At 74.5% G+C, this 16,561-nt stretch carries 15 protein-coding genes; 5 read left to right on the forward strand and 10 right to left on the reverse strand.

Going from position 1 to position 16,561, the window contains the following annotated elements; translation table 11 throughout:
- Positions 1–119 precede the first annotated feature (119 nt).
- Positions 120–1,022 (forward strand): MBL fold metallo-hydrolase, encoded by a 903-nt coding sequence (locus tag ACVWNX_RS13505; RefSeq protein WP_454414159.1) that lies wholly within the window; start codon positions 120–122, stop codon positions 1,020–1,022.
- A gap of 37 nt (positions 1,023–1,059) precedes the next feature.
- On the opposite strand, the gene ACVWNX_RS13510 is transcribed toward ACVWNX_RS13505, so the two are convergent.
- The 4 genes from ACVWNX_RS13510 to ACVWNX_RS13525 all read right to left on the reverse strand — a co-directional run bounded on the left by ACVWNX_RS13510 (position 1,060) and on the right by ACVWNX_RS13525 (position 6,879).
- Entirely contained in the window at positions 1,060–1,629 is a 570-nt protein-coding gene (locus ACVWNX_RS13510) for a methyltransferase family protein (RefSeq protein WP_454414160.1), read from the reverse strand.
- Positions 1,630–1,779: 150 nt separating this feature from the next.
- Complete coding sequence (locus tag ACVWNX_RS13515) at positions 1,780–2,517, reverse strand: nucleotidyl transferase AbiEii/AbiGii toxin family protein (protein ID WP_454414162.1); 738 nt, start codon at positions 2,515–2,517, stop codon at positions 1,780–1,782.
- Positions 2,518–3,051: 534 nt separating this feature from the next.
- A complete protein-coding gene (locus tag ACVWNX_RS13520) occupies positions 3,052–5,535 on the reverse strand; it encodes a serine/threonine-protein kinase (RefSeq protein ID WP_454414163.1) in 2,484 nt (827 codons plus the stop codon).
- A gap of 336 nt (positions 5,536–5,871) precedes the next feature.
- Positions 5,872–6,879 carry a VOC family protein gene (locus ACVWNX_RS13525; RefSeq protein ID WP_454414165.1) on the reverse strand — a complete coding sequence of 336 codons (1,008 nt, stop codon included), beginning with the start codon at positions 6,877–6,879 and terminating at the stop codon, positions 5,872–5,874.
- Between the two features lie 313 nt (positions 6,880–7,192).
- On the opposite strand from ACVWNX_RS13525, the gene ACVWNX_RS13530 reads away from it, so the two are divergent.
- Entirely contained in the window at positions 7,193–7,840 is a 648-nt protein-coding gene (locus ACVWNX_RS13530; protein WP_454414166.1) for a TetR family transcriptional regulator, read from the forward strand.
- Positions 7,841–8,146: 306 nt separating this feature from the next.
- Here the strand turns inward: ACVWNX_RS13530 and ACVWNX_RS13535 are convergent, their stop codons facing one another.
- The 5 genes from ACVWNX_RS13535 to tgmA all read right to left on the reverse strand — a co-directional run bounded on the left by ACVWNX_RS13535 (position 8,147) and on the right by tgmA (position 12,105).
- Positions 8,147–8,674 carry a nitroreductase family deazaflavin-dependent oxidoreductase gene (locus tag ACVWNX_RS13535; protein WP_454414167.1) on the reverse strand — a complete coding sequence of 176 codons (528 nt, stop codon included), beginning with the start codon at positions 8,672–8,674 and terminating at the stop codon, positions 8,147–8,149.
- 164 nt (positions 8,675–8,838) lie between these two features.
- On the reverse strand, positions 8,839–9,120 hold the full coding sequence (locus ACVWNX_RS13540) for a hypothetical protein (RefSeq protein ID WP_454414168.1): 282 nt from the start codon (positions 9,118–9,120) through the stop codon (positions 8,839–8,841).
- A 164-nt stretch (positions 9,121–9,284) separates the two neighbouring features.
- The gene (gene tgmC / locus ACVWNX_RS13545; protein ID WP_454414169.1) at positions 9,285–10,427 is read right to left on the reverse strand and encodes an ATP-grasp peptide maturase system methyltransferase; all 1,143 of its coding nucleotides are present in this window, start codon (positions 10,425–10,427) and stop codon (positions 9,285–9,287) included.
- Positions 10,424–11,362, reverse strand: a complete 939-nt coding sequence (gene tgmB / locus ACVWNX_RS13550) for an ATP-grasp ribosomal peptide maturase (RefSeq protein ID WP_454414170.1) — start codon at positions 11,360–11,362, stop codon at positions 10,424–10,426. Before tgmB ends, tgmC begins: the two co-directional genes overlap by 4 nt.
- Before the next feature lie 236 nt (positions 11,363–11,598).
- Positions 11,599–12,105 (reverse strand): putative ATP-grasp-modified RiPP, encoded by a 507-nt coding sequence (tgmA, locus tag ACVWNX_RS13555; RefSeq protein WP_454414171.1) that lies wholly within the window; start codon positions 12,103–12,105, stop codon positions 11,599–11,601.
- A 704-nt stretch (positions 12,106–12,809) separates the two neighbouring features.
- On the opposite strand from tgmA, the gene ACVWNX_RS13560 reads away from it, so the two are divergent.
- A complete protein-coding gene (locus ACVWNX_RS13560; RefSeq protein ID WP_454414172.1) occupies positions 12,810–13,112 on the forward strand; it encodes a GntR family transcriptional regulator in 303 nt (100 codons plus the stop codon).
- Positions 13,113–13,550: 438 nt separating this feature from the next.
- Here the strand turns inward: ACVWNX_RS13560 and ACVWNX_RS13565 are convergent, their stop codons facing one another.
- The gene (locus ACVWNX_RS13565) at positions 13,551–13,910 is read right to left on the reverse strand and encodes a DUF6204 family protein (RefSeq protein ID WP_454414173.1); all 360 of its coding nucleotides are present in this window, start codon (positions 13,908–13,910) and stop codon (positions 13,551–13,553) included.
- Positions 13,911–14,342: 432 nt separating this feature from the next.
- Between ACVWNX_RS13565 and ACVWNX_RS13570 the strand changes: the two genes are divergently transcribed.
- Positions 14,343–14,834 (forward strand): cupin domain-containing protein, encoded by a 492-nt coding sequence (locus ACVWNX_RS13570; protein WP_454414174.1) that lies wholly within the window; start codon positions 14,343–14,345, stop codon positions 14,832–14,834.
- A gap of 262 nt (positions 14,835–15,096) precedes the next feature.
- On the forward strand, positions 15,097–16,554 hold the full coding sequence (locus tag ACVWNX_RS13575) for a hypothetical protein (RefSeq protein ID WP_454414175.1): 1,458 nt from the start codon (positions 15,097–15,099) through the stop codon (positions 16,552–16,554).
- Positions 16,555–16,561 lie beyond the last annotated feature (7 nt).

Genomic DNA, 16,561 nt, shown 5'->3' on the forward strand with positions numbered 1-16,561 from the left:
ACAAGATCGGCGGGGGCTACCGGTTCCGTTCCCGGGTGGGATACCCCTGGAGAGCGCGAAGGCGCGGCCCCGCCCGGGCCGCGGCCTCCCTTTCCCCTCCCCCCGAACGGAGTTCCGCCGTGCCCGACGACCGGTACGTGGACGACTCGTACGACGACTGGTACGTGGACGACCGCTGCGTCAACTGCGACGCGGCCCGGCAGCTGGCGCCCGGGCTGATCGTCGAGGCGCCCGACGGGCGTTCGCGGGTGCTGCGGCAGCCGGACGGCCCGGCGGAGGGCCTCCTGATGCGCGCCGCCGCGTTCGCCTGCCCCACCCGTTCGGTGCGGACGGCGGGCGGACGGCCCGACCCGGCACGGGACCCGTTCCCGCTGGCCGTCGACGGCTCCGTGCTGCTCTGCGGGCACAACTCCCCGCACACCGCGGGCGCCAGCTCCTATCTGCTGCGGCGGCCTTCGGGGACGGTGATGATGATCGACACCCCGCGCTGGAGCCCCGCCCTCGCCGACCGGTACACGGCGGTGGGGCCCGTCACCGACGTGCTCCTCACCCATCGCGACCACGCGGCGCACGGCCGCCGCTACGCCGACCGGTTCGGCGCCCGGCTGTGGATCCACGAGGGCGACCTCGACGCGGCGCCCGACGCCGACCGGGTGCTCCGGGGGACGGAGGCCACCGACATCAGCGAGGGCGTCACCGCGCACCCGCTGCCCGGTCACACCGAGGGCAGCGTGCTCTACCTCGCGGACGACCGGTATTGCTTCACCGGTGACAGCTTCTACTGGTCGCGCGCGGCGGACGACCTCGCCGTCGCGGAGAGCGTGACCTGGTACTCCGTCGAGGAGTTGGCCGCCTCCCTGGACCGGGTCGCCGGACGGCTGCGCTTCGAGTGGGTGCTGCCGGGCCACGGCGACCGCCGACGGCTGCCCGTCGGGGAGGCGTCCCGGCGGCTGCGCGCCCTGGCGGACCGCGCCGCGCGGCTGCGGCCCCGGCCGGTCGACTTCACGGCGGTCCGCTGGTGAACGGCGGGCGGGTGCGCTCAGGGGCGCCTCCCACGGACTAGTAGACGTACGGCACCAGCCGTCTGGTGTGGAGCCGGTACCGGGCGTACTCGTCGCCGAACGCGGCCAGCAGGAGCCGTTCCTCCGCCTCGACGCGCCAGGTGTAGACGGCCAGCAGCAGGGCCGCGACGACCAGCGGGGCGATCCAGTTGCCGAGGCCGAGCGAGTAACCGGTCCACACCAGCAGGCTGCCGGTGTAGCCGGGGTGGCGGATCAGCCGGTAGGGGCCCGAGGTGACGAGACGCTGGCCCTCGGTGGTGCGCAGGGTGCGGGTGTAGAAACGGTCGAGGGTCCGCATCGCCCAGGCCCGCAGCACCAGTCCGACCGCGACCAGAGCGACCCCGGCCCAGCACCACCCGAGCGGGACGCTCCCCGCGCCGGTACCGGCGAGGACGACGTTGACGAGGACGGCGACGGCGTACGCGGCGAGCAGCAGCCGGGTGCTGCCGCGGTCCTCGGGGGTGGCGGTCCAGGCGGCGGCCCCGGGGTCGGCCCGCCGCCTCAGCAGCACCTCGAAGGCGGCCCACAGCAGCACCCCGGCCAGGGCGAGCGCGTTCGGCAGTGCCATGGTCCCAGCGTCGCGGCGGACGTCCGGTCCCGCATCCCGGCCGGACTCGTCCCGTACCGGCCGCCGTCCGGTACGGGACCGGGCCCGGTTTCCGTACCGGACGGCGGCGGAGCAGGTGGAGCCCTGCCGGAGCCACGGGCCCCCGCAGGGTCAGTCGTCGTCCTCCGGCGGGCCGCCCTCCACCAGTCGTTCCGCGATCTCGTCGCCCCATTCCTGGGCCCACGCCCGCAGCGCCGTCCTGGCGGCCCGGTCCAGCCCGTAGGCGCGGAATTCCCACTCGTCCATCCACTCCACGCCCGCCAGCCGGGCCTGGAGGTCACGCGGGTCGAAGGTGTCGGGGGCGTGGCGGCGGCCCAGTTCCTCCAGGTCGAGGCGGCTCCAGCGGTCGGCGACGGCGTGCACGTGGACCAGGTCGCGGGCGAGGCCCCGGTCCGCCAGGGCACGGACCTTCGTCCCCGTCAGGTCCTCCAGCGCCAGGGCCAGTCCGGTCGGGGTGGCGACCGGTGGATGCCACAGCGCCTCCTTGTAGAGGGTGACGCCGACCGGTTCGGGCGGCGTGGGCGCCTCCTCCCCCAGCCGCGCCCCGGCACCGGGGACGTCCACCGTGAACCGGGCGGCCAGCGGGCCCGCTTCCCCTGGCGTGACGGTCCAGCCCCGGCGGCCCAGCTCCGCGCGGACCCCGGCGGCGATCTCCACGAGGGGCGCGGGGCTCGCCGTCGCGAGGTCCACGTCCCGGCTGGCCCGGTCCACCAGCCCGTGGGCCAGGGCGGCCCAGCCCCCGGCGAGCGCCAGCCGGTGGGGGCCGCCCACCGCGAGGAGGTCGGGCAGGAGACGGCGGTACGGACCGTCACCCGGACCGGGCCGGTGGGTGCGTGCTGCTGCTGCCATGCGGTGATTGTCCCCGGGGCGCCCCGGCGCCGCAGGTCGCGCGCCCCGGCGCGGTGGAGCCGTACGCACGCCGTCACCGGTCCGCGCACCCCGGCGTGACAGGTCCGCGCGCGCTCCGGCGTGCTGCCCGTACTCCGGCGCGGCGGGCCCGCGCTCCGGCGCGGCCTGCCCGTACGCCTCCCTCACCGGGTGGGCACCCCGTCTCCCGGCCTGCCGCGACGATCCGGTCCCGGACCGGTACGGACGGTGCGAGCCGATCCGGTCCGGCGCCGGCGGACGAGCCCGTCCGGGCCGGACCACGGCCGGACCGAGCCGGACCTGTCCGGTACGAGCGGACGAGCCCGTCCGGGCCGCGCCTGGCCGCCGGGCCGTGCCTGGCCGGACTGGTACGAGCCTGTCCGGACCTGCACGAGCGGACGAGGGGGGCCGACCCACCCCGGGAACCGAACCGCGTACCGGAACGGGTCCCGTACGGCCCCGGGGCGACGGGACGGGCACGGGGACGGGACGGGCCGCCCCGGTACGGGGAACGGATCAGGCGCGGGCCGTACCGGTGCCCTTCTCCGCGTCCAGCGCGTACACGCAGCGGTCCTTGCTGCACGCGTACACCACGCCCGCGCGGACCACCGGGGCGCCGGTGATCTCGCCGCCGGTGGCCAGCTTCCAGCGCAGTCGGCCGTCGTCGGCCTTGAGCGTGTACAGCAGGTGGTCGGTGGAGCCGAAGTGGATGCGGCCCTCCGCGACGACCGGCGCGCCCACCACGTCGCCGCCCGCCTGGAAGCGCCACTTGGGTGTGCCGGTGACCGCGTCGAGGGTGTAGAGGCCCTTGCCGCTGCCCACATGGACGTGGCCGTCGGCGACGAGGACCGGTTCGGCGGAGGACCGGGGCTCGGTGGCGATGCGCCAGCGGTCGCGGCCGTCGGCGGCGTCGAGCGCGTAGACGGTGCCGAGGTAGTCCGCGAGGTAGACGCCGCCGCCGGTGACGGCGGGTCCGGGGGCGAACGCGGGCGGCGCGAGGAAGGCTGCGGGGGCCTCGAAGTGCCAGCGCACGTGTCCGGTGACGACGTCGACGGCGAGCACCCGGGTCCCGGCGGCGACGTACACGGTGCCGTCCGGCGCGTGGGTGACCCGGACGGGCACCCCGCCGCAGGAGGCGGCGTCCCCGATCGGGTACGACCAGCGTTCCTCGCCGGTGCGGGCCGCGAGGGCGCGCAGCCGGGCGTCGTGCCAGACGTAGACGGTGTCGTCGTGGAGGGCCGGTCCGGCCTCCACGGTCTCGAAGTCGGTCTGGACCCCGGTGATCTCCCACAGCTTGCGGCCGCCGGAGGCGTCCCACGCCTGGACGGCGCCGCCCCGGGTCGCGGTGACGACGGTGCCCCGGTCGGCGCGGAGCGCGTACACCCAGCCGTCGGCGGACAGCCGCCACAGATCGGTGCCCTCACGGGCGTCGAGGGCGTAGAGGGTGGGCCCGTCGGAGGCGATGACGCGGCCGTCGGAGACCGCCATCGACCAGGCGACGTCACGGGTCTTGAAGCGGCGGCGGCCGGTGGCCACGTCCAGGGCGTGCACCTCGAAGGAGGTCACGTAGACGAGGTCGCCGTCGACGGCGGGGGTGCCCCACACGTCGTTGGACATCCGGAACCGCCAGGGCCGCCAGCCCGTTCCGGCGGGCTGGGCGGTGGGCCGGGGCGGCACCGCCGGGTCGACGGCGCCCACGGCGCCGGGCCCGCCCGCGGCGGAACGCGACCAGTGGCCGGACAGCTGGGACTCCGGGGGCGCGCCGTGGGCGGTCCCGGCGCGGGCGGCGTCCGCCCGGGGGCCGGGGCCGATCGGCACCCGGGCGCCCGCGAGCCGTACCCCGCTGCGGGGGTCGGGGCGGGCCTCGGCGCCGGGCGGCGGCTGGTGGGGCACGGGCGGGGCGTGCGGCGGGGGCGGCGGCACCCCGGGCGCGCCCCTGCCCCGACCGCCCCGGGCGCCGCCCTGCGCGGGTCCGTGACCGGGTCCGGAGCCGTGGCCCGGCCCATGGGCGGGCGCGGGGGCGTGCGGGGCACCGGGGTGGGCGTGCGGGGGGCCGGGCTGGTGCGGGGGGCGGCCCGGGCCGGGGAGCTGGGCGCTCTGCGTGCGGCCGCCGCGCCGGGCCTCGATCAGGCTGGTGGCCCGCTCGGGCAGCCAGGCGGAGGCGGTGCCGCTGTCGTCGGAGCCGGAACCGAACAGGTGCGGGGCGAGCTGGGCCTGGAGGTCGGCGGGCGTGGGCCGGGCGCTGGCGTCCGGCTGCATGCACGAGTCGATCAGGGGCCGCAGCTCGTCGGGCAGACCGGAGAGGTCGGGGCCCTCGCGCAGCAGCATGAACACCGTCTCGACCGGGTTGGCCCCGTGGTAGGGGGCGTGGCCGGTGGCGGCGAAGACCAGGGTGGAGCCCAGCGAGAAGACGTCGCTGGCGCCGGTGACGCTCCGGGAGTCCTTGGCCTGTTCGGGTGACATGTAGGCGGGGGTGCCGACGGCCACGTTGGTCATGGTCAGCCGGGTGTTGGACACCCCGCTGGCGATGCCGAAGTCGATGACGCGGGGCCCGTCCTCGACGACGAGCACGTTGGACGGCTTCAGGTCGCGGTGCACCAGCCCGGCGCCGTGGATGGACTGGAGGGCCTCGGCGACCCCGGCGGCCAGCCAGCGCACCGCCTGCGCGGGCATCGGCCCGCACTCGTTCACTATCTCCTCAAGGGAGGGCGCGGGCACGTACGCGGTGGCGAGCCACGGCACGGCGGCCCGGGGGTCGGCGTCCACGACGGCGGCGGTGTAGAAGCCGGAGACGGCGCGCGCGGCCTCCACCTCCCGGGTGAAGCGGACGCGGAAGAGCTGGTCCTCGGCGAGTTCGGTCCGCACGGTCTTGATCGCGACGCGTCGGCCGGAGGCCGACCGGGCGAGGTAGACCAGGCCCATGCCTCCGGCCCCGAGCCGCCCCAGGACCTCGAACGGACCGATCCGCCTCGGATCATGCTGCGTCAGCTGATCCACCACTTGCCTGCCACCTCCCCGTACGGGCCGCCTCCGCGAACACGGCCCCGTGCAGCGTCTCACCACCGAACCGCCAGGGCGGCACGCACCCCGATTCTTCCTGCCCCGGGGGCCGGTTGCGAACCCGGGGACGAAACGGGGTGTCTGTCATCACTCATCCCATACACCGCACGGCGGACCTCCAGGACCGGTTTCCTGACGACCCGCCACGTGATATGGGGCACTCTGGCCGTCCCCCTGGCCCCTTCCCGGTGCCCGCGCCGGCGCGCGGTGTGGCGCACGACTCAGTTCCGGGGGCCCGGTTCGCGCCCCCGCGCCCCGCCCGCCGGGCGTCCGCCCCTACACGCCCCCCTCGTTCCGTGCCCCGGAACCAGAACCGGAACGGGAAGCGGAACCGGGTCCGGCTCCCGCGCCGGGAGCGGCTCCGGGGCCGGGGTCGGGTTCGGAGTCGGGTTCGGCGAGCACGTCACACTCCTGGGTGGCCTCCGGATCGGCCTCCGGGTCGATGTCCGGAACGGCGTCCGGACCGGGTGCCGGTTCCGTGCCGGACACCGGTTCCGGACCGGGTACCGGAAGGGCGCCGTCGCCACGGTCCTCGTAGTCCTGTAGGACGCCGAAATCGGCCCCTTGGTTGTCCGTGAAGACCGCGATCCTCCCGTAGGGGGTGTCCGTGGGCGCCAAGTGGACGCGCCCGCCGAGGCGGACGACGGTCGCGGCGGCGGCGTCGCAGTCGGGGACCCGGAAGTAGACCAGGAAGTGCGAGGGCATCTCGGCCGGGAAGCTGTCCCCGATCAGGATGCGTCCCCCGACGGCCGATTCGGGTCCGGGCGGCGTCCCGGCGGGCGACCACACCCGCAACTGCCCGTCCTGTCCCAGGTCGGTGGCCCCGTAGCCGAACACGGCGGCGTAGAACGGGTCCACGACCTCCGCGTCGCGCGCGTACACCTCCGCCCAGCAGAAGGACATGACCTCCTGCTGACGGTCGAACCCGGGGTGCCCCGCGCTGTGCCACAGCCCGAACACCGCGCCCTCCGGGTCGGCGACCAGGGCCATCGTCCCGTCACCGGCGGGCATCGGCTCGGTCACCACCCGGCCGCCCGCCCCGCGCACCCGCCGGACCGTGCCCGGCAGGTCCGGGGCGGCGAAGTACACCGTCCACACCGTCGGCATCCGTCCGTCGCGCTTGCGGGCCAGCGCGCCCACCGAACGCCCGCCGTGGAACGCCCTGCCGTACGGCCCGTCCTCGAACGTCCACCCGAACAGCTCTCCGTAGAACCGCTTCCCCGCGGCCAGGTCGGGCAGCATCGCCTCGGCCCAGCAGGGTGCCCCCTCGGTGAACCCGGCCATGAGCACGCAACCTTCCCTTGAACCACTACTCCCAGCAATCTACGCCAACCAGTACCCCTCACCTCAAACCGGACCCCATCCACCGGGGGTGACCAGCGCTCACCCGCCGCGACGGCACTCGAACCGGGGACCCGGGGAACCGGGAACGGGGTTTCCGGGCGTTCGCCCCGGGACCACGGCGAACGCCCCGCGAGCCCGTCCGGGGCCCGGCCACAGCGCCCCGCGCACCCCTCCGGCATCCCCCCCGAACAGGGGGGACCCCATTTGCAGTCGGCCGAATAGCGCTCTGATACCCCCTCGGTAAGCTGACGACATGACAGGACAGGTGAGAACCGTCGACGGCCGAGTAGCCGGACGACGAGGCCAGGCGACCCGCCAGAAGCTGCTGGACTGCCTGGGCGAGATGCTCAGCTCTTCGCCGTACCGCGATGTGAAGGTCATCGACGTGGCCCGCAAGGCGGGCACGTCACCGGCCACCTTCTACCAGTACTTCCCGGACGTGGAGGGCGCGGTCCTGGAGATCGCCGACGAGGTGGCGGCGGACGCCGCCGCGCTGGGCGGACTCCTCGACGGCCGCTCCTGGGCGGGCAAGGCGGGCTGGCAGACGGCGCGGGACCTGGTGGACGGGTTCCTCGACTTCTGGCGCCGCAACGACGCGATCCTCCGGGTCATCGACCTGGGCGCCGCCGAGGGCGACAAGAGGTTCTCCAAGATCAGGCTGCGGGTGCTCAACCCGGTCACCAGCGCCCTGACGGACACCGTGAAGGAACTCAAGGCCAAGGGCCGCGTGGACCAGGACGTCAACCCGGCGGCCGTCGCGGGCTCCCTGGTCACCATGTTGTCCTCGGTCGCCGGTCACCAGCGCGGTTTCCAGACCTGGGGCGTCAAGCAGGCCGAGCTGCGGCCGAACCTCGCGCTCCTGGTCCACCTGGGCGTCACGGGCCGCAAGCCCACCCGCTAGCGCGCCGCCCGGAGCGGTTCCCGCACGGCCGCGCCCCCGGACGTCCCCCTCACCCCGTCCACCCCCACCGCACCCCCATCGCGCGCCGCCACACCCCCATCGCACTCCGTTGGCCTCCACGCGCCCCGCGCGCCCCCGCGACTCCGCGCCTTCCTCGACCTCCGAGACCGGACCCGTCACCCCACGCCCCGGTCGCCACCTCGTCCCGCCCGGACCTTCCTCGTTCCCCCGGCACCTTTCGTCCGGCACCTTTCCCCCGGCGCCTTTCCGTCCGGCACCTTTCGTCCGGCCCTCACCCGTCCGGCCTCATCCGGGACGTTCCGCCTCCCGTCGGGTCAGCCGGAAGAGTCTGATCTCCCGTGTCACCCGTGACTGGTAGGTGGCGTACGGCGGCCACAGCCGTAGCGCGGCGGCCCAGGCCGCGTCCCGTTCCGCCCCCGTCAGCAGCCGGGCCGTCACCTCGGTCTCCTCGCCCCGCCAGCTCACCCGGGCCCGCGGGTGCGCGAGCAGGTTCGCGGACCAGTCCGGGTGCCGGGGCCTGCCGAAGTTGGACCCGATCAGCAGCCAGGTGCCACCGGGCTCCGGCACGCACGCCAGGGGCGTGCGCCGGGGCGCGCCCGAACGGGCGCCCGTCGCGGTCAGCATCAGCCCGGGCAGCATCGCCTCGCTGAGCATCATCCGGCCGCCGCTGAGGCGGTGGACGCCCCGGTCGATCGCGGGCAGCAGGTACGGGGCCACCCGGGCGAACACCCGGGTGGCGGACACCGCCCGGACCAGCCGCGTCCCGGCCGCCCCGGCCCGGCGCCGCACCGCTTCCCCGGCCGTCGTCACCACCGTCCTCCACCTGGTTCCGCCGTCTGGTGCCCGGCTCGGTCCTCGGGCTGGTTTCACTGCCCGGGTTCCGCCGCCCGGTGCTCGGACCCGGTTCCGCCGCCCGGTTCCGCTGCCCGGTGCCCGGACCCGTCCGGCGGCCGTCCCTCCCGTTCGGGCGGCCGTCCTCAGTCCTCGAAGTGCTCCCGGAAGGCCGTGTCGAACTCGTCGCGCGCGGTTCCGTCGTCGCCGAACCACGACGTTCCCGCGCCCCCGGCGTCCGGTGACAGTTCCTCGGCCATGTCGTCCCAGTGCTGGTCCGCCCAGGAGCCGACGTCGTCGCTGACCGCCTCCCAGCTCTCCTCCGACTCCTGGTCCGCGAGGTCGGCCGCCAGGTCCTCGGCCTCCTCCCGGACCAGGTCGCCCAGATCCTCCGTCACGACGCTCGCCCGCTCGGTAGGTTCGCCCACCGTGTTCCCTTCTCCTGCCCCCGAAGCCCCGCCTGACCGGAACGCCTCCGGCCCGGACGGAGCCCGTCACCAGCAACCCTTCTACCTCATCCGGGGACGTCCGGAAAGCTCGTGGGGCGGAGCCCCGGCCGGACGGACGCCCCCGGCCGCCGGATGACGGGGACTCACACCGGCAGGTCCCAGCCCGGGCCGTCCTCGTCGCCGATCCACACCCGTTGGCGGGCGGCCGAGACCGTGATCCCGAACCCCTCCTGCCCCGGCGAACCGGCGGCCGACCAGCGCCGCACCGCGTCCTCGACCCGGTCCCACAGCCGCACGGGACCACGCTGGACGACGGTCCGTCCGCCGTCGGGGGCGACCGCCGTCCGGGCCTGCGAGCCGGTGGCGACGTCCCAGAGGACCTGTTCCGCACCGGCCCCCAGCCGTTCGGCGGCGGGGGCGGCGAGCTGGGCCACCCAGCCGCCCGTCCAGTCGTCCAGGACGGCCGGGTCGATCCGGGACGGCCGCTCCTCGCCGGGCAGCAGGGCCAGCGCCGGGCGGGGCGGGCGGTCGTGCGGACGGGCGATCATGAAGCTGGTGTAGCCGGGCAGGAACCGGCCGGTGGCCTCGCCCGGACCGGTCACCTCCAGCAGCGCCAGGGCGTTGGCGTAGCTCCAGCCGGAGAGCGTCACCAGGATCCGGCCGCCCGGCCGCACCTGGTGCAGCCAGGGCAGCGGCACGTGGCGCACCGCGCAGGTGGCGATCAGCCGGTCGTACGGGGCGCCCTCCCGGTCGCCGCGCAGCCCGTCCCCGACGACCAGCCGGGGCGCGAACCCGGCGGCCCGGACCGCCCCGGCCGCCGCCGCCCCCACCACCGGGTCGTACTCGACGCTGGTGAGGCGGGCGTCCCCGAGTCGGTGGGCGCCGAGCGCGGTCGAGTAGCCGGTTCCGGTGCCGATCTCCAGCACCCGGTGGCCGTCCTCGACACCCAGCCGCCGCCACATCCGCAGCACCAGCGAGGGCAGGGTGGACGAGGAGGACGGGGAGCCGGTCACCGTGGCGTCCCCGACCTCCCCGGGTCTCACCCGGCCGTCGAGTTGGGTGATCAGCGTCCGGTCCGCGTAGATCCCCTCCAGCCACCCGGGGTCCCCCTCGCGGACCGCCCGGTACCGGGTCGGCACGCTGCCCTCCACCGGGACGAAGTACGCCCCCGCGAAGAGTTCCCGGGGGACCGCCCCGGCGGCGGCGAGCCACTCCGGGCCGCCGTCTTCGCCGTCCTCGCGGAGGGCGTCCACCATGGCGGCGCGGAGCCGGGCCGACCTGCTCACGTGTCGGGGCCTTTCTGTAGGTGGTCGGCGAGGGCCCCGGCGATCGCGGACGTCACGTCCGGGGGCTGCCAGGCCCACTGCCCGTTGGGGTTGCATTCGAGGAAGTACCAGTCGCCCCCGGCCGTCACGGCGAAGTCGAAGGCGCCGTAGGCCAGCCGGAAGGCGCGGAGGTAGGCGGCGACCGGGCGGGCGACGGCGTCGGGAACCCCGACGGGCGCGCACCTCATCCGGTCCTGGCGGCGGCGCCAGTCGAGGTCCGGGCTGTCGACGCGGACCGCGTGGAGCCGGTCGCCCACCGCGGTGACCCGGACGTCGAACGCCTTGGGCACGGCGGCCTGGAAGAGGTGGGGGCAGACGGCCACCGCGTCCGAGATCTCGGCGGCGCGGACCTTCCGCGCCCATACGGCGTGGGGTCGGCCGTCCACCCGGTAGGGGGTGTGCCACAGCGGCTTGTAGACCACTCCGCCGGGGCGGTCGGCGATGAACTCCCCGGCCGCCTCCGGGTCGTCGGTGATCAGGGTGTCGGGGAACAGGAAGCCGCAGCGCCCGGCGGCCGACAGTTGCGCGGGCTTGGACTCGGCGGCCCGGTTGTGCCAGGGATGGTTGACGTAACGGGCGCCCGGCAGCGAGGCGAGGACGCCGCCCGTTCCCCACCGGCTCTGCTCGGCCGCGAACCGGCGGTCCTGTCCGGCGAGCCCCGGCGGCCCCTCGTACGGCGACGGTCTGCGCGTCCAGACCGCCCGGACCGCCGTGGTGTCGACCTCCCGGCTCGCGGTGCGCAGCACGCCCCGTCGGCCGGCGGCCGAGTACTCCGTGGTCAGCGTGGCGTTCACGGGCGGATCGCCGCCGGGGTCGAGCCGGACCACCGGGACCCGGCGCTCCGCCAGCACCCGTAACACCAGGTCGGCGGTGACGTCGTACGGGTTGGTCAGCACCAGGACCGGGCCGTCGGGGTTGCCGCCGGGGGGCGAGGGGTTACTGCCTGAGGGCGGGAGGTCGCCTGGGGTGCGGGGGTCCCCTGGGGATTGGGGGCTTGCTGAAGCTTGGGGGCTTCCTGGGGATCGAGGGTTCCAGAGGTCCCCGGGGGCCTGGGAGTCCGCCCAGCCCGGGGAACCTGCGGAGCCCGGGGAGCCCGGGGAGCCCGGGGAGCCCCCGGGGGGTGCCGTGCCCATCAGCCGGAACTCTCGTCCTGGTCGTACGACTCGGTGGTGTCCGCGTCGGTCGCCCCGCCCGGTGCCGCGCCGTCTCCGGGGGTGGTGGCGGTGGGCGTCAGACCGCTGGTGCTCGTTCCGTGCGCGCCCAGTTCGACGGTGTGGCCGTGTTCGTCCACGGTCGTCGCGGTCTGGGTCAGGGGGTCGATCACGGGGGCGCGGGGCGGAACCGCGACGGTGGCCGCGTAGGGCTCCATCCTCGACGTTCCCCAGGGCGCGGGGGTCGGGGCCGTCGCCCCGGTACGTGACCCGCCGCCCGTTCCCGCCCGGGGTCCCGTCCCCGTTCCCGTCCCCGTGCCCGTTCCCGTCCCTGTCGCTGCTCCTGTTCCCGTCCCTGCCGCTGTCCCTGTTCCCGCCGCCGCTCCCGCTCGCGTTGTCGCCTGCGTCGTCGTTCGCGTCGCCGTCCGTGTTCCCGTGTGCGTCCCCGTCCATGTCATCTTCCGCGCCTCCTCCATCCATCCGATCATCCGACTGGCGTTGACGGAACCCCCAACTGCCTTATGTGACAGTGGTGTTGACCGCTCCACACGACGGTTCCGCCGGGGCTTGCGGTGCGACGGAGCCGTAGACGGGGGCCGGACGCGCCGCTTCCGCCCGCGCTTCCGGCCCCACCTCCGCCCGCGTGACCGTTCCCGTTCCCGCCCTCGTCTCCTGGGCGGGACCGCACGCGCTCTCCCGCTCCCGGGCGCGGCAGCGGGTGTCCCGGGCCGCGATCCACTCGGCGCGCAGGGCCCGTGCGTCCGCACACCCCCTGGCCCCGGCCGTCTCGCACGGCGCGCACGCGCAGACGTGCTCCAGCCACGCGCGTCCCGCCGTCCACATCGCCCGCCCGCCGTCCTCCCGCGCGGGGCCGGGACCGGGGTACGCCTCCCGCCGCACGACGAACGTCATGAGCCCCTCCCCCGACCGCGACCGGGCCTCTCTCATGCGGTGCGCGGACTCCCGCGCCACCGCGACGAACACGACCGTCCGGCCGCCCGTTCCCGGGGTCTTCACCCGCTCGGCGGGACGGCTACGGCGTCCGTCCCCGAGCTTAGCCGCACCCGTCTCCCCCTGTCTCCACTTGTATCGGCCTGTCTTGTTAGGTCTCCCTTCCTATCGATACGTGTGTGCTCGTATCGATCCGTAGCTCATAATGCCGGGCCGAAGGGGGCTGCCTAGCGTCGTCCCCATGACCGATCCCGCTCCCGAGCCCGAGCCCGAGATCAACCCGGTAGGCCGGAAAACGCAGTACCGACAGCTTGAGGAGATCCTGCGCACGAAGATCGCCAATGGCGCGTGGGGGCCCGACCAGCCCATCGACTCGGAAACCAAGCTGGTGCAGAAGTACGGACTCGCCCGCAGCACCGTCCGCCGCGCGATCGCCGCCCTCGCGGCGGACGGCACCGTGGAGACCGTGCCGGGGCGGGGCACCTACGTCGCGCAGGGCGACAAGAAGAAGGAAAAGGAAGAGGAGCCGGACGGCGAGGCGTAACCACCGCCCCGCGCGGGTTCCGGACGTCCGGCTGTCCGGTGCCGTCCGGTGCCGCTCGGGTTTCCGGTCGTCCGGTCCCGTCCGGCCCCGTCCGGTCCTGTGCGGTCCTGTGCGACCCCGCCCGGTCCTGTGCGGTCCCGCCCGGTCCCGTCCGGCAGTCCGGTCCCGCCCGGTCCCTCCAGCCTCAGCAGTCCCGTCCAGCCGCCTGTTCGCCGACCCGTCCAGCCGCCCCCGCCCGTCCGCGCGCCGCCCTGTCCGTCACCAGTCACCCGTCAGCCGTCCGTCCGTCGTCGGTCCGCCCGTGTGCCGTCGGCGTGCCGTCCGGGGGGCCGTCCGTCCGCACCCTTCCGCGCCGTGGACGGGTACGCGTCCGCCGGACGCGACAGCGGCTCCCCCGTACGCCGGGGGAGCCGCTGTCGGCTGAACGGACGCGCCCGCTCAGGTGGTTCGCCGGGCCGCCTCGCGACGCTGGCGCTTGCCCAACGGGGCCTGGGACAGGTCCTCGGCGGTGCTCCTGAGGTTCGCGTAGCCGTAACCCCGTTCCTCCAGCCAGGACCTGGCGCCCGCCTCGGCGCGCTCCACCGCCTCCAGGACGTCCTCCTCGTCCTCCCCCGTGTGCTGGAACCGGAAGGTGAACGCGGTCCGCGCCGCGATGTCGTAGCTGAGGTGCCCCTCCGGGGTGAAGGCAGCGCGCAGGACGTCGTGTTCCCCGGCGCGGGACAGCAGCTCGGCCCGCTGCTCGGGGCTCAGTCCGGCGAAGACGCCACGGACCGTGACACGGAAGACGCGAGTGCTCATCCCGCGACCCTAGGCATCGGGCGCGGGCTCCTCCAACGGTTTTCCGTCCCCCGCCGCCGCTTCCCGGCGCCCACCGCCGACGCTGTTTGCCGCTTCGGCAAGACCGGTTGCCGTTGAGCCCGTCCCCGTCGCAGCCTGGGGTCACGCCGGACGGGCCGGACGGGCCGGAACGAGCCGGACGGGCCGGAACGAGCCGGACGGGCCGGTGCCCGATCGGTACCGGACCGCCGACCCGCCGGACCAGCGGCCCGCACCCGATCGCGCGCCCCGCACCACCCGACCGGCCGCGCCACGCGCCACGCGCCACGCGCCAGTGGGCGAACTCCACCGGCGGAACCAGGCCACGCCAGGCCAGGCCAGGCCAGACACAGCCAGGCAGACCCGAGCCGGTCAGAACAGACGGAACAGACGGAACCAGCAGGAGGACGCAGGATGACCAGCCACACGCACCCCGAACCGACCTCGACTCCGCCCCCGCCCTCGCCCTCGCCCTCGCCCGCCGGTCGGCCGCTGAACAACCGGGTGCACCACGTGCGCGCCGACGAGCTGGACGGACCGACCGCGATCAGCGGCGGCACGGTCGGTTCGCGACGGCTCTGGATGGGCCTGGTGGAGAACCCGCCGCTGAGCGCGACGGACGACCACCACCACGGCGACTCGGAGGCCGGGATCTACGTGGTCAGCGGCCACCCGGTGTTCGTCTTCCACGACGGCGCGGAGGAGGTCCGGATCACCGCGGGACCCGGCGACTTCGTCCTGGTGCCCCCGCACGTCCCGCACCGCGAGGAGAACCCGCACCCCGAGGAGCCGGTGGTGGTCGTGATCGCCCGGACCACCCAGGAGCCGATCAAGGTGTCGGTGCCGGAGCTGTACCAACTGACGGAGACGGACTCGACGGCCAGCACGGGGGCGGACGCGGGGTAGGCGCGGCGGGCGGGCTCGTGGTTCGCGGCCGTGCTGACCCAGGCGGCGCACCCGAGGTCGCCCGCGTGGAACTGGGGCGCGTCCGCGGCGAACGGGCGGGCTCCTTCAGTCTCACCATCCACTTCCACAACGGAGCACGGATCTTCGCCCGACAGTCGCGAGATGGGGGGAATGGATGTGCGGGAGTGCGAATACGCTTTCCCGGCAACCAGGTTGGGTACGGTCCGGCCGTGCTATCCGTATCTTCGGCGGAGGCGGCGGAATGAAGAGGACGCGGGCGGGGCTGGCGGCCTTCGAGGAGCGAGTGGGAACGGCTGCCCGCACCCTGCTTCGCCATCAGGGACACGACGGCGGATGGGGGCTGACGCTCACCTCGGTGTCGTCGATCGTCAACACGAGCGAGGTGTTACCCGTCCTACGGGCCGCCGGCATCGCAGGTCAGCCGGTGCGGCAGGCACTGGGCTTTCTGGTGAACGCGATCCCCGACCACTGCCGTCCCCGGCAGAGCGGGGGCCGAGGTGAGCACACCAGATTCATCGCCTTCGGCCTGACGGGGCTGCTGTCCCATCCCCGCTTCTTCTCGCACGACCGGGTGCCGGAAACCACCGCTTGGTGTGTGAGGTGGCTTGAGGAGCACCAAGTGGACCACGGATGGCCGGAAGTGGTGGGGCTGAACGACACCTCCCTCCATCAGACCGCCCTCGTCGTACGGGGACTCGTGGAACTCCGGGACGCCCTGCACGCGCTGGGGCCCGAGCTCGTCTTCGCTGGCGGGTTGGACACCAGCGAGCTCCTGGGACGGGTAGATCTGTTGATCGATCACGGTGTCCACGGCTTGCTCTATCACCGACGGCCAAGCGGGGCATGGGGGTGGCGAACGTATGTCGACACCGCTCCCAGCCCAAGCAAGACCGCGCTGATCCTCTTGGCGTTGGCGGCGGAGGGGCGCTCAGGGCCCCGCCCTGACGGCACGCCTACGCGTGAGGACGAGAGCCGCGAGGTCGGAGGGGTGAACCGTACCGTCCAGACAAAGCGGCTCTCGCAGGTCATCGTCGAAGCGGGGCGTTGGCTGTCGCACCATCACCACCGTTGGGAAACCTTCGTCGAGGACGACAAGGATGTACAGGGAACGGCCTGGGAGCACCTGGCGTACGCGCTCTGCGTCCAGGCGGCGCTCCAGGCCGGGACCAGTCCTCTGGATCCCCGGCTCGCCAGGTCATGGCGGTTGATGGACGGCCTGTGGGATGAGGAAGCCGGGTTGTGGAGCGAGCCGGGAGCATCCGGTGGGCGTACCACCATCCGGGCGGCTTACTACACGGCCGCCGCCTACGAGGAAGCGAGGCGTTGTCTGGCCCGGATGAGCGTCGGCGGAGATCTCTCCTCATCCATGGACGAGGAGACGGACGGAACGGTGATCGAGCACGTCTCGCTCGGCCCTGGGAACAGGATCCTCCTCAGAACACAAGACCGGGAAGACATGGTTCCCTGCGCCTTGTCAGCACGCTTGCTCGACCTGGCGAAGACCCTTTACCACGCGGGTGAGTCCGGGCTCACGGTCGACCACATCGCAAGGGCTCTGTACGTGGCGCCGTCCTCGGTTCCCAAGTACGTCCAGCGCCTCAACCACGCGGTAACGGTCTCCCTCGGTGGAACCCCCGCCCGACTCGTCGTGGCGTCGGCCGTGGCCGGAGCCAGCGGGTACCGCCTCGTCGGAAAGTAGGACCGCA

The organism is Streptomyces sp. JNUCC 64 (genome assembly GCF_054484115.1).

Excerpts from the sequence above, each read along its gene's own strand:
- ACVWNX_RS13510 (WP_454414160.1), bottom strand. The coding sequence starts at position 1,629 with ATGGCACTGCCGAACGCGCTCGCCCTGGCCGGGGTGCTGCTGTGGGCC.
- ACVWNX_RS13515 (WP_454414162.1), bottom strand. The coding sequence starts at position 2,517 with ATGGCAGCAGCAGCACGCACCCACCGGCCCGGTCCGGGTGACGGTCCG.
- ACVWNX_RS13525 (WP_454414165.1), bottom strand. The coding sequence starts at position 6,879 with ATGGCCGGGTTCACCGAGGGGGCACCCTGCTGGGCCGAGGCGATGCTG.
- ACVWNX_RS13530 (WP_454414166.1), top strand. The coding sequence starts at position 7,193 with ATGACAGGACAGGTGAGAACCGTCGACGGCCGAGTAGCCGGACGACGA.
- tgmA (WP_454414171.1), bottom strand. The coding sequence starts at position 12,105 with ATGATCGGATGGATGGAGGAGGCGCGGAAGATGACATGGACGGGGACG.
- ACVWNX_RS13560 (WP_454414172.1), top strand. The coding sequence starts at position 12,810 with ATGACCGATCCCGCTCCCGAGCCCGAGCCCGAGATCAACCCGGTAGGC.
- ACVWNX_RS13565 (WP_454414173.1), bottom strand. The coding sequence starts at position 13,910 with ATGAGCACTCGCGTCTTCCGTGTCACGGTCCGTGGCGTCTTCGCCGGA.
- ACVWNX_RS13570 (WP_454414174.1), top strand. The coding sequence starts at position 14,343 with ATGACCAGCCACACGCACCCCGAACCGACCTCGACTCCGCCCCCGCCC.
- ACVWNX_RS13575 (WP_454414175.1), top strand. The coding sequence starts at position 15,097 with ATGAAGAGGACGCGGGCGGGGCTGGCGGCCTTCGAGGAGCGAGTGGGA.